This window comes from Klebsiella planticola, assembly GCF_000783935.2.
Classification (GTDB): domain Bacteria; phylum Pseudomonadota; class Gammaproteobacteria; order Enterobacterales; family Enterobacteriaceae; genus Klebsiella; species Klebsiella planticola.
The window spans coordinates 1873223-1886086 of the sequence record NZ_CP026047.1 but is presented as its reverse complement, the minus strand read 5'-3'; the positions used below and the strand labels follow the sequence as shown (position 1 = coordinate 1886086).

The 12864-nt window shown below is 54.7% G+C and carries 11 protein-coding genes and 1 riboswitch; of the genes, 3 read left to right on the top strand and 8 right to left on the bottom strand.

What is annotated here, in order from left to right; genetic code table 11:
- Nucleotides 1–178: 178 nt before the first annotated feature.
- Entirely contained in the window at nt 179–1030 is an 852-nt protein-coding gene (murI, locus tag MC50_RS09115; RefSeq protein ID WP_032690064.1) for a glutamate racemase, read from the bottom strand.
- Nucleotides 975–2843: a TonB-dependent vitamin B12 receptor BtuB gene (btuB, locus tag MC50_RS09110; RefSeq protein ID WP_032690065.1), complete on the bottom strand. Its 1869-nt coding sequence runs from the start codon at nt 2841–2843 to the stop codon at nt 975–977. The genes murI and btuB overlap by 56 nt, the downstream gene beginning before the upstream one ends.
- Before the next feature lie 67 nt (nt 2844–2910).
- Nucleotides 2911–3090, bottom strand: a riboswitch (cobalamin riboswitch).
- Between the two features lie 115 nt (nt 3091–3205).
- Here btuB and trmA point away from each other — a divergent pair.
- Complete coding sequence (gene trmA, locus MC50_RS09105) at nt 3206–4306, top strand: tRNA (uridine(54)-C5)-methyltransferase TrmA (protein ID WP_032698440.1); 1101 nt, start codon at nt 3206–3208, stop codon at nt 4304–4306.
- A 43-nt stretch (nt 4307–4349) separates the two neighbouring features.
- On the opposite strand, the gene MC50_RS09100 is transcribed toward trmA, so the two are convergent.
- Nucleotides 4350–4709, bottom strand: coding sequence for a YijD family membrane protein (locus MC50_RS09100; RefSeq protein WP_032690067.1), 360 nt, complete (start codon nt 4707–4709; stop codon nt 4350–4352).
- Between the two features lie 15 nt (nt 4710–4724).
- Entirely contained in the window at nt 4725–5360 is a 636-nt protein-coding gene (gene fabR / locus MC50_RS09095; RefSeq protein ID WP_032690068.1) for an HTH-type transcriptional repressor FabR, read from the bottom strand.
- 196 nt (nt 5361–5556) lie between these two features.
- Between fabR and sthA the strand changes: the two genes are divergently transcribed.
- Nucleotides 5557–6957: a Si-specific NAD(P)(+) transhydrogenase gene (sthA, locus tag MC50_RS09090; RefSeq protein ID WP_047663706.1), complete on the top strand. Its 1401-nt coding sequence runs from the start codon at nt 5557–5559 to the stop codon at nt 6955–6957.
- Here sthA and oxyR read toward each other — a convergent pair.
- The 4 genes from oxyR to argC all read right to left on the bottom strand — a co-directional run bounded on the left by oxyR (nt 6940) and on the right by argC (nt 11398).
- The gene (oxyR, locus tag MC50_RS09085) at nt 6940–7857 is read right to left on the bottom strand and encodes a DNA-binding transcriptional regulator OxyR (protein WP_004869452.1); all 918 of its coding nucleotides are present in this window, start codon (nt 7855–7857) and stop codon (nt 6940–6942) included. The genes sthA and oxyR overlap by 18 nt on opposite strands.
- Before the next feature lie 277 nt (nt 7858–8134).
- On the bottom strand, nt 8135–9508 hold the full coding sequence (gene argH, locus MC50_RS09075) for an argininosuccinate lyase (RefSeq protein ID WP_032696633.1): 1374 nt from the start codon (nt 9506–9508) through the stop codon (nt 8135–8137).
- A gap of 102 nt (nt 9509–9610) precedes the next feature.
- Complete coding sequence (gene argB, locus MC50_RS09065) at nt 9611–10387, bottom strand: acetylglutamate kinase (RefSeq protein WP_094898572.1); 777 nt, start codon at nt 10385–10387, stop codon at nt 9611–9613.
- A gap of 6 nt (nt 10388–10393) precedes the next feature.
- Nucleotides 10394–11398, bottom strand: coding sequence for an N-acetyl-gamma-glutamyl-phosphate reductase (argC, locus tag MC50_RS09060; protein ID WP_032690072.1), 1005 nt, complete (start codon nt 11396–11398; stop codon nt 10394–10396).
- 178 nt (nt 11399–11576) lie between these two features.
- Here argC and argE point away from each other — a divergent pair, with 178 nt between their 5' ends.
- Nucleotides 11577–12728: an acetylornithine deacetylase gene (gene argE, locus MC50_RS09055; protein ID WP_032690073.1), complete on the top strand. Its 1152-nt coding sequence runs from the start codon at nt 11577–11579 to the stop codon at nt 12726–12728.
- The last annotated feature ends 136 nt before the right edge of the window (nt 12729–12864 follow it).

The following is a 12864-nucleotide window of genomic DNA, read 5'->3' as shown; positions in this document are numbered from 1 at the left end:
GAGTCAAGCGTTTATTTTCGCTTTTCTCCGTTGGCGTTCATCTCTGAACCCCGCTGACCCGGCGGCTTGCGTGCCGTTGTTCCGTGTCAGTGGAGGCGCATTATAGGGAGTTCTGAGACGTTGACAAGCCCTGTTTTAAAAAAACTTTTCAACCGTCTCTTTTTTGTGCAAAACGCGATTAAAGTGGCAGTTTTTCCAGCGTCTCAAAGCCATAACGCTGTAAAACGGGCAAAAGTTGTTCAGTTTCGGCCGTCAGCGCCATGCAATAAGCCATATTCGGATCACTGGATTTCGCATCTGGCGCTTCATGTTCCAGCAGCCAGACGGTACGACGCGCAATCGCAGCACCTGAATCGATCATCCGCGTCCCTTCCGGCAGCACCTGCTGCAGCTCTTCCTGTAAGAGAGGGAAATGTGTGCAGCCCAGCACAACCGTATCAGGCGGCTCCGCCATTCGCAGCCACGGGCGCAGAATACGCCGCAACTCCTCCAGCGGGACCGGTTCGCCGTGCAGCTTCGCTTCCGCCAGCTCAACGAGTTCAGCGGAACCCAGCATCTCTATCTTACATTCATTCGCGAAACGGCTTATCAGCTCGCGGGTGTAAGGACGCTTGACCGTTCCACGCGTCGCCAGCAGACCAACAATACCGTTCGCCGTTAAACGCGCCGCGGGTTTAATCGCCGGGACGACTCCCACGACAGGAAAAGCGAATTTTTCACGAAGGGCGGGAAGAGAGACTGTGCTGGCGGTGTTGCAGGCAATGACGGCCAGCGCCAGCGGATAACGTTGTTGAACGGCAGTGACAATTTCGAGCACGCGTTCAACGATAAATTCTTCACTCTTCTCCCCGTAAGGAAAAGCGACGTTATCGAAAGCGTAGATATAATGCAGATTCGGCAGAAGCTGCCGAATCTCATGATAAACCGACAACCCACCGACGCCGGAGTCAAACACCAGCACGGTGGGACGTGGATCAGAAGGTGTAGCTGCCAGACAAGTAGTATTCTCGTCCTGCAGTTTGGTAGCCATAAGCTGTCTCGTAATCTTTATCGAACAGGTTAGCTATTTTACCACGAACTGTCAGGTGATCGGTGATCGGATACGCGGCAGAAACATCAACAGTGCTGTAGCTTGGCAAAATGCGCTGCGTATTATTGTACTGAGACGTGTTGTTATCGTAGCGCTTACCGTAATACTGCCACGATACATCCATATCGACGTTGAACATTGTCCAGTCCAGCTGGTACTTCGCCTGTCGCTTAGAACGTCTGGCCAGGACTTCACCATTGTCATCATTACGCGGGTCGACGTACTGCAACGTGACGCGGTGGCTGAAAATGCCGGTGTCGATATTACCGGTCCACTCAACGCCTTTAATGGTTGCGGCATTGATATTGTCATACTCACCTTCATAGGTGACAGGATCCGAGTAATAGGTAATCAGATTGGTGATCTTGTAATGATACGCAGACAGGCGCCAGTCCAGCGGCCCGGTGAGACCGTCAAGCCCGGCTTCCCATTGTTGGGACTCTTCAGGCTTCAGGTTCGGGTTTGAACTGATACCAAAACGGGTCGAACCAAACTGCTGTCCCAGCGAAGGCGCGAGGAAGCCGGTACCATAGCCGAGGGTCACGCGATAGTTTTCCACGAATTCCCAACCGGCGGTGGTCTGCCAGGTCCCGTGCCAGCCAAACTGCTCGTCATGGTCTTCGCGACCGGACGCTTCCAGCGTAACATCGCCAAACTGCTGCTGACCGGTCAAATACAGGCCGGTGTTATCACGCTTGTAGGTATCCGATATGACCGTATCCGACGAGGTCAGGCGCTGCTGTTGCCAGTCGACGCCGGCGCTCACCGAACCGTGGCCAACAATAACGTTATTTCCCCACTGCAGGTTACGCTGAGTCATCCGATCGAGCGTCGTACCATCATTGTAACGACCGTATATGCTGCTGTAGTTGTAGTCTTTGACCTTCTGATAGCTGGCAATCAGTTGTGAAGAGTAGATCCCGGAGCTGAATGTCAGGCCCGCGTCCCAGCTCTGGTTATAGAGCTGCTCTTCATCTGCACTGTAGGCAGGGCTGTATGGCGGGCTGCCCAGATCGTAATCGCTATTATTGGTATAGCTACGCCCGCGGAAGAAACCGTTCAGGTTATCGTTAAATTTATGTTCAAGACCGCCCCAGAACGCTTTGCTGCGGAAACCATCGCGATCCTGATCGTGAGACCAGCTCGAGTCAGGCTGAACGTTAAAGCCCTTATTGCCCTCATAGGAACCGGCGACCGTCGCCACCGTATCACCGAAGCGATGGCGAAGCGTGCCGTCGTATTGCTGATAGCCTTCAGAACCGACGCCTGCGGTAATCTTAGATTCTTCTTTATCAGAGTGGGTGATGACGTTAATTACGCCGCCCATCGCGCCGGAACCATAAATAGCCGAACGCGGGCCGCGGATGTATTCCACGCGTTGTACCAGAGAAAGCGGTATTTGATTGAGGTCAGGATTGTTTGTAATACCGGGGCGCGGCATGGGAACGCCATCGATCAGCACCAGAACCTGCTTGGCCTCGGTACCGCGGACAAATAAAGAAGAGCTCTGTCCCATTCCCCCGTTCTGGGCAATATCCACCCCCGGCAGTCGACGCATAACGTCATTCAAATCCTTCGCCTGCCAGCGATCGATATCTTCGCGGGTGACCACATCGGTCGGTGCAAGAACCGTATTGACCGGCTGTTGAAAACGATTTGCTGTCACCACTAACGTATCTGAATTGCTGTCTTGCGCCCAGCCAGAAAATGCCGTGACGGAGAGAGCCGTCATCAGCGAAGCTTTTTTAATCATTGTAAAAGCATCCGTAACATATAAAGGATGCCGCTGGTTTCATCAGTAGCACGCGATGATAGAAACCAAATGCGACGTATTCCGGCAGGTCTTCGGGCTTGGGGCGTGTTATGGATGAGGACTTCCCACCTGATATCGGCAGTGTCTGCATAATGCGTTCATCCCACCTTCCTTACCGCTGCGCGTCAGCCCCAGATTTACACTGGGTTCCCTTTTAACTCACAGGACCGGTTACACAATGCTATAATTAGAAACATATAGATGTCCAGACTTCTATAATTATATTTGATCCCTTATCCGGGCTGGACATCCCCTGCGCTTTCCCTACAATCCCCGCGTACTTATTTTATTCAGGATGCATCATGACCCCAGAACACCTTCCGACCGAACAATATGAAGCGCAGCTGGCAGAAAAAGTCGTCCGTCTGCAAAAAATGATGGTGCCTTTTGCCGCGCCGGTTCCGGAGGTGTTTCGTTCGCCGGTGAGTCATTATCGTATGCGTGCTGAATTCCGCCTGTGGCATGACGGTGACGACCTGTACCACATCATGTTCGATCAGCAGACGAAATCCCGGATTCGCGTCGATAGCTTCCCGGCGGCAAGTGAGCTCATCAATCAACTGATGGTCGAGATTCTTGACGGCGTGCGCGATAACCCGGTTCTGCGCCACAAACTATTCCAGGTCGATTATCTGACGACCATGAGCAACCAGGCCGTGGTATCGCTGCTGTACCACAAAAAACTCGACGATGAGTGGCGTCAGCAGGCCGAGATTCTGCGCGATGCGCTGCGCGCGAAAAACCTCAACGTGCATCTGATTGGCCGGGCCACCAAAACCAAAATCGAGCTCGATCAAGATTACATCGATGAGCGTCTGCCGGTTGCCGGCCGCGAAATGATCTATCGCCAGGTAGAAAACAGCTTCACTCAGCCGAATGCCGCCATGAATATCCAGATGCTGGAGTGGGCGCTGGACGCCACCAAAGAGGCGACGGGAGATTTACTGGAGCTGTACTGCGGCAATGGTAACTTCTCGCTGGCCCTGGCGCGCAACTTCGATCGCGTACTGGCAACGGAAATCGCCAAACCGTCGGTCGCGGCGGCGCAGTACAACATTGCGGCTAACCATATTGATAACGTGCAGATTATCCGTATGGCGGCGGAAGAGTTTACGCAGGCCATGAACGGTGTACGAGAGTTTAATCGCCTGCAGGGTATTGACCTGAAAAGCTATCAGTGTGAGACGATTTTTGTCGATCCGCCGCGCAGCGGGCTGGATAATGAAACGGAGAAGATGGTGCAGGCGTACCCGCGTATTCTGTACATCTCCTGTAATCCGGAGACCCTGTGCCAGAATCTGGAAACCTTAAGCCAGACTCATGACGTCACGCGTCTGGCGCTGTTCGATCAGTTCCCGTACACCCATCATATGGAATGTGGCGTACTGCTCACGAAAAAGTAAGCACCAAACACCCGGCAACGCAATGTTTGCCGGGTAACGAGGCTTACTCTGCCGCCGTATCCTTACGGTTACGAATCCGGTAGCCGATCCAGAACACGGTAATCACCGACAGCACGGCCGGGAAGAAATTGGAGCCGATATCCGGATATTCCGCACGTACCACGGTGCTATACAGCAGAACGCCGAGAATAAAGCAGGCCGCCGCCAGGCCAGGCAAGCCCACGGGCATACTGCGGTTCTGGTAGCGCTGATGCAGACAGTAAACTGTCAGCAGCAGAGACAGCACCGGGAAGATGGAAAAGGGAACAATCGAGCTGAACAGCGCGGCGAAGGTTCCATTAATGGATAAACCAGCGATCAGCGCCAGTAGCAGCGTACCTTTATCTTGAACTGAGTGTTTCATTGCTCGTCCTTCACGTTATTCGGAATGATGTGACATTTTTTCTTGTTCGCGGCGATACCAGTAATACGCGCCTTTCGAGATCATTCTGAGCTGCAGTACCAGTCGCTCTTCCAGCTGCCGGCGCTGTTCAGGACTGACGTCCAGCGCCTCAGCGCCGGCGCTGAAAACGATAGTGACCATAGCTTCAGCCTGCGCTTCGGTAAAGGCGCGCGGCATATGGTTTTCGATTTCTAAATAATCGGCAAGTTCCGCGATGAAATGTTGAATTTCACGCGCCACGGCGGCACGAAACGCCGCGGATGTGCCAGAACGTTCCCGTAACAACAGACGGAAAGCGTTTGGGTTATTACCTATAAATTCCATGAACGTGGAAACCGAGGTGCGAATCACGCTGCCGCCTTTGGCGATACGCTGCCGCGCCTGGCGCATCAGCTGGCGTAGCATGAGCCCGCTCTCGTCGACCATCGTCAGACCGAGTTCGTCAACATCGCGAAAATGGCGATAAAAGGACGTTGGTGCAATCCCCGCCTCGCGCGCTACTTCGCGCAAACTCAAGCTGGCGAAACTCCGCTCAGCACTCAGCTGGCTGAATGCGGCTTCGACCAGCGAACGTCGGGTTTTCTCTTTTTGTAGTGCTCTTACGCCCATCACGATGTCTGAATCCTTCCAATAGACCTGTTGGCACTATACCAGAGATTAAAACTAATCGGTTTAGCCAGGTTTGTGAATGATTGTTTACGAGCCGAATCTGCTTTTATGCCGCAAAAAAGCACAACGATAATTGGGTTAAAGCCCGGCGAATGTTATCATCGTGTTTATTTTATGTATAAAACAGGTGAGTAATGCCATGTCACACTCTTGGGATTATGATGCAATAGTGATTGGTTCCGGTCCTGGCGGTGAAGGTGCTGCGATGGGACTGGTTAAGCAAGGAGCGCGCGTCGCCGTTATTGAGCGCTATCATAACGTCGGCGGCGGCTGTACCCACTGGGGTACCATCCCGTCGAAAGCCCTCCGCCATGCCGTCAGTCGTATTATCGAGTTTAACCAAAACCCCCTCTACAGCGACCATTCCCGTCTTCTTCGTTCTTCCTTCGCCGACATTCTTAACCATGCCGACAGCGTCATTAACCAGCAGACCCATATGCGTCAGGGTTTCTATGAGCGCAACCACTGCGAAATATTGCAGGGCAACGCGCACTTTGTTGATGAACACACGCTCGCCCTGGAATGTCACGACGGTACCGTCGAGACGATCAGCGCCGAGAAATTCGTCATCGCCTGCGGCTCCCGTCCGTATCATCCGGCTGATGTCGACTTTTCCCACCCGCGCCTGTACGACAGCGATTCTATTCTCAGTCTGCAGCACGAGCCCCGCCACGTCATTATCTACGGCGCCGGGGTGATTGGCTGTGAGTACGCGTCCATTTTCCGCGGTATGGAAGTCAAAGTGGACCTGATAAATACCCGCGATCGTCTGCTGGCATTCCTCGATCAAGAGATGTCCGACTCCCTCTCCTATCACTTCTGGAACAGCGGTGTGGTTATTCGCCACAACGAAGAGTACGAGAAGATTGAAGGCGTTGATGACGGCGTGATCATGCATTTGAAATCGGGTAAAAAACTGAAAGCAGATTGCCTGCTGTACGCCAACGGGCGTACCGGTAACACCGATTCGCTGGCGCTGGAAAATATTGGTCTGAAAACCGATAGCCGCGGCCAGCTCAAGGTCAACAGCATGTATCAGACCGCGCTGCCGCATATCTATGCCGTAGGCGACGTCATCGGTTATCCAAGTCTGGCATCAGCCGCTTACGATCAGGGTCGCATCGCCGCGCAGGCGCTGATTAAAGGTGAGGCTTCTGCCCATCTGATTGAGGATATCCCCACCGGCATCTACACCATCCCGGAAATCAGCTCCGTCGGTAAAACGGAGCAGCAGCTGACTGCCATGAAGGTACCGTACGAAGTGGGTCGCGCGCAGTTTAAACATCTGGCACGGGCGCAAATCGTCGGCATGAGCGTGGGCACGCTGAAGATCCTGTTCCATCGGGAAACGAAAGAGATCCTTGGGATTCATTGCTTTGGCGAGCGCGCGGCCGAGATTATTCATATCGGCCAGGCGATTATGGAGCAAAAAGGTGGTGGCAACACCATTGAGTACTTCGTCAACACCACCTTTAACTACCCAACCATGGCGGAAGCCTATCGGGTTGCTGCGTTAAATGGCTTAAACCGCCTGTTTTAACGCTTTGTCGAAATGGCCATCCATGGTGCTGCGGATGGCCTCCGCCAGATGTTCGTAGCGGCTGCGCAGCGGGGAGCCGGGGCGGTAAACTAACCCGATGGTTCGTCTCGGTTCCGGCTTAATGCACGGAATATAGACCACGCCATCGCGTTTTCTCTCCTGCGGCACCGCTAACGCCGGCAGCAGCGTAATACCGCTACCTGCGGCCACCATGTTGCGCAGCGTTTCGAGGCTGGTCGCGCGGAAATGCGTATCTTCATCCGCACCGGCCTCAAAACAGAACCCCATCGCCTGATCGCGCAGGCAGTGGCCATCTTCCAGCATCAGCAGTTTTTCCCCGGCCAAATCGGACATCGGCACGCGATCGCGATTAGCCCACGGATGATCTTCGTAGATTGCCAGCATCATCGGCTCGTCAAACAGCGGTACCTCGATAAAGGCCTCGCTCTCTTTCACCAGCGCGAGGATCGCGCAGTCAAGCTTGCCGCTGTCCAGTTGAGCCAGCAGCTGATGCGTTTGGGCTTCATGCAGGTACATTTCCAGCTTTGGAAACGTCTGGTGTAGCATCGGTATGATTTGTGGCAACAGGTAAGGGCCAATGGTCGGAATCAGGCCAATATGCAGCGGCCCGGACATGGTCTCACCCTGTTGACTTGCCATTTCCTTGAGCACTTTGACTTCGCGTAACACGGTACGCGCCTGATCCACCAGCAACAGTCCGGCCTGGGTAAACAGCACCTTACGGCTGGTGCGCTCCAGCAACATGACCCCAAGTTCATCCTCCAGCTTACGGATTTGTCCGCTAAGCGTGGGTTGGCTGACGTGGCAGGAGTCCGCCGCGCGCCGGAAGTGGCGGTGCTCGGCTAGCGCAACCAGGTATTCAAGATCGCGAATATTCATTATTCATCCTCCGTCGCCATGATAGTTCATGGCGATAGATAGCATAGCAACGAACGATTATCCCTATCAAGTTTTCTGTTCAATAATAAACCCAGAAACGAGGCGAAAGTCAGAAAATCACGACATTGCCTCAGCATATTCCCTGACCAGATAACTAAAGCCAACGTGAACTTTTGCGGACCTTGTGTCCGCTTTTTTTTTGCATAAAAAAGCCCGGACATAGCCCGAGCCTCTTTTCTCACTCATCCCGCTGGAATCATCCAGGGGCGGCGAGGATTTACACCAGACGCTGTTTCGCGTCAGCAATCGCCTGGGCAACCTGCTTCGGCGAAACGCCGCCTTTTGCCGAGCGCTTATCCAGACAAGATTGCAGCGACAGAATCGGATAGACATCGTCGGCAATCACGCCGCTAAACTTCTGCAGGTCGGCCAGCGCCAGATCTTCCAGCGGTTTGCCCTGGGCAATCGCTTCAACAACCGCTTCCCCGACAATATGGTGCGCTTCACGGAACGGCACCCCTTTCGCAACCAGATAATCCGCCAGTTCGGTCGCATTCGCGTAGCCCTGCTGCGCCGCCTCTTCGCAACGCGGACGCTTGACCTGAATGCCATCCAGCACCAGCGCCGCCATATGCAGGCAATCAAGCCAGGTATCGAGCGCGTCGAACAGCCCTTCTTTATCTTCCTGCATATCTTTATTGTAGGCCAGCGGCAGACCTTTCAGAGTCATCATCATCCCGGTCAGGGCGCCCTGAACGCGGCCACATTTTCCGCGGATAAGTTCGAGCGCATCCGGGTTCTTTTTCTGCGGCATCAGCGAGGAACCGGAGGTGACGCGATCGGATAACTCAATAAAACCGGCTTCGCCCGTATTAAAGAAAATCAGATCTTCGGCGAAACGTGACAGGTGAACCATGCCAATCGACGCATCGGAGAGCAGCTCCAGTACGTGGTCACGGTCAGAAACGCTGTCCAGGCTATTGCGGGTCGCCGACGCAAAGCCCAGCCAGTCGGCCAGCTGCTCGCGATCGATATCATAGGCGGTACCCGCCAGCGCACCGCAGCCCAGAGGACTGACGTCCAGACGCTTGAGGGTATCCTGCAGGCGGCTTTCATCGCGCGCCAGCATCTCAACGTAGGCCAGGCACCAGTGGGCGAACGTCACCGGCTGCGCACGCTGCAGGTGGGTATAACCCGGCATAACGGCATCCTGGTTGTTCTGCGCCGTATCCACCAGCGCGCTTTGCAGCTGGCGGTTCGCAGAAAGCAGCTCCGCGACGGTATCTTTACACCACAGCTTCAGGTCGGTTGCGACCTGATCGTTACGGCTACGACCGGTATGCAATTTTTTACCCAGTTGGCCCACTTTGTCGATCAGTTTACCTTCCACCCAACTGTGGATATCTTCCGCATCGCTTGCAAGAATTTGCTGCGGATTTGCCCGCACCTCTTCCAGCAGCACGCTTAATGCCTCTTCCAGCTGCTGCTGCTCAGCGGCACTCAGAACGCCCACCGTCACCAGCGCTTTAGACCAGGCGACAGAGCCAACGATATCCTGCTCCGCCAGACGATAGTCAAAGCGCAAAGAGTCGTTGAACTGCTTGAACCGCTGATCTGCTGCCTGAGTAAAACGCCCGCCCCAAAGTGCCATAACCATTTCCTTAAATTCGTTTAGTTCTGCCGGGTGACGCTTCGCTAACCCGACCTACAGTCTTGTAGGCCCGGCAAACAATACGCCGCCGGGCATGAAATATTAAGCCAGAATACGCGTGCCGATAGGCGTGCCATTAAACAATGCCGGCAGCTGTTCCGCGTGGCGCCAGGAGGCGATATCCACCGGACGGCCCAGCGTCCGCGCCGCATCCAGCGCGGCATTCACCTTGACGATCATGCCATCAGTGATAATGCCTTGTTCGATCAGCTGCTCCGCCTTCGCCGCGGTCATTTCCGCGATGCGCTGGCCTTTACCATCAAGAATACCGCTGACATCGGAAAGCAGAATCAGATCCGCGCCAAGGGTCGCCGCCAGCGCAGTGGCCGCCTGGTCAGCGTTCACGTTCATCAGTTGCCCTTCATCGGTCACGCCGATCGAACTGACCACCGGCAGGTAGCCGCCCGCCAGCAGCGTGTTAATCAGCGCTGGCGATCCCGGCTGCGCCAGGCCAACGTGGCCCAGCTCTTCATCAAGCTGAGTGACCTTCACGCTGTCACCATCGCCAAGGAACAGGCCAACGGACGCAATATGGTGTTTCTTCGCCCATGCCAGCAGCGTCTTATTCGCAGTTCCCGCCAGCGCACCGGTAATAATGTCGATCTGATCCGCAGGCGTCACCCGCAGACCGTTTTTCTTGTTCACCGGCAGGTTGAGTTGCTTCATCAGCTCATCCACCACACAGCCGCCGCCGTGCACAATAACCAGCGGGCGATGATGCGTTTCACGATAATTGACCAGCGCGGTAAACAGACGCTCCAGCGCTTCTTCGCTGTCGAGTAAAACGCCGCCGAGTTTGATAATTAATGGGTTCATCATCACACCTTAAATAAGAGACTGCGTTTCAGCGAAGCCGAAACGAATATTCGCGCACTGGACTGCCTGCGCCGCCGCGCCTTTCAGCAGGTTATCTTCCGCCGCCACCACGATAATATGCTGGTCCTGAACCGCAAAACCGATATCACAGAATGGCAGACCTACGACGTTTTTCAATGCGGGCACGCCTTTATCGTATAAACGTACCAATGGCTTATCGGCATACGCCTGCTGGAACACTCCGGCAACCTGCTCTTTGCTGACGCCTGGCTTCAGGCGGCAGGTAATGGTTTCCAGAATCCCACGTTTAAAGTTGCCGAGATGAGGCGTAAAAATCACCTCTGCGCCAAGATGGGTCGAGATTTCCGGGTGATGGCGATGGTTGAACACACCATACGGCTGCAGGCTGACTTCACAGAAGCTATTGCCGATGGCCGCTTTACGACCCGCACCGCTGACGCCGCTGGTCGCGTTGATCACCGGCCACTGGCTAAGATCCAGCAGGTCCGCATCGATCAGTGGCTTCAGCGACAGCTGAGCCGCCGTCGGATAGCAGCCCGGTACGGCGACCAGATTCGCCTCTTTCAGTTTGTCGACGCTCCACTCTGCCAGGCCATACACCGCCTGCTCAAGCAGGGCCGGATGCTGATGAGTAAAGCCGTAATATTTTTCGTAGAACGCAGCGTCGTTTACGCGGAAGGCGCCGGATAAGTCGAATACCACGCAGCCTGCGGCAAGGAACTGCGGCGCCAGATCGTGGCTCACTTCATGGGCGGTAGCGAGGAAGACGACATCCACCCCGGCGCTAAATTCGCTGATATCTGACATCGGCTGCAGCGGTAAATCCACAATGCCTTTCAGCTGCGGATGCAAATCGGAAATGAATTTCCCTGCATCATTACTTTGCGCGGAGACCGTCAAAGCGGTTATGGTCATATGAGGATGGCGATTTACATAGGTCACTAGCTCTGCGCCGGCATAACCGCTGGCACCCACAATCAGCGTCTTCAACATCGGGGCTCTTCACCTTCTTACGTCATATTTGTCCAGGAAGCATTTCTCTTCCTCACCCTGTTAAGCCGTAAGCACTTTCCCTACACTTTATGGGTTTTCTTACGCTCAACGATAATGTATTTTTATTCACTAATACTGCATGAATATTGATACTATCATGACCCGAGGTGTGTCAACAATGAAAAACAATTTACCACCCTTTATCGAGATTTACCGCGCATTGATCGCCACACCTTCTATCAGCGCAACCGAAGAGGCGCTGGATCAAAGTAATGAGACTTTAATCAATTTACTCGCCGGCTGGTTCCGCGAAATTGGCTTCAATGTCGAAGTGCAGCCGGTGCCGGATACGCGCAACAAATTCAATATGCTGGCCAGCACCGGCCACGGCGCTGGCGGCCTGCTCCTCGCCGGACATACGGATACCGTTCCTTTTGATGACGGCCGCTGGACCCGCGATCCTTTCACCCTCACCGAGCACGAAAACAAGCTGTACGGCCTCGGCACCGCCGACATGAAAGGCTTTTTTGCCTTTATTCTTGATGCCCTGCGCGATGTCGATGTCAGTCAGCTGAAAAAACCGCTCTACATCCTGGCTACCGCCGATGAAGAGACCAGCATGGCCGGCGCCCGTTACTTTGCCGAAACGACCCTGTTGCGCCCGGATTGCGCCATCATCGGTGAACCCACCTCTCTGCAGCCGGTACGCGCGCACAAAGGCCATATGTCCAACGCCATCCGTATCCAGGGGCAGTCCGGCCACTCCAGCGATCCGGCGCGCGGCGTCAACGCCATTGAGCTGATGCACGATGCCATTGGTCGCATCATGCAGCTGCGCGACTCGCTGAAAGAGCGCTATCACTACGATGCCTTCACCGTACCGTATCCGACGCTCAACCTCGGGGCTATCCATGGCGGCGACGCCTCAAACCGCATCTGCGCCTGCTGCGAGCTGCATATGGATATTCGCCCACTTCCGGGCATGACGCTCAACGATCTCAACGGACTGCTGGATGAAGCGCTGGCACCGGTTAGCGAGCGCTGGCCGGGTCGCCTGACCGTCTCCGAGCTGCATCCGCCGATTCCGGGCTACGAATGCCCGCCGGACCACCGGCTGGTTCAGGTTGTTGAAAAGCTCCTCGGCGCACAAACTGAAGTCGTGAACTACTGCACCGAAGCGCCGTTTATCCAGACGCTCTGCCCGACGCTGGTTTTAGGTCCTGGCTCCATTAACCAGGCCCACCAGCCGGATGAATATCTGGAAACCCGCTTTATCAAGCCGACCCGTGAGCTGATTACGCAGGTTGTCCACCATTTCTGCTGGCACTAAAGCCTGCGGATCCCGCCTCTTTTCCTGGGGCGGGACGGTGATTCTGGTCACATTTCCATAAGCAACGCTTATCAAGCGACGTCTGAGTTAAATTTCGCAAATTGCCGCCATTTATTCGTTTGCTGAAGCGATTTCG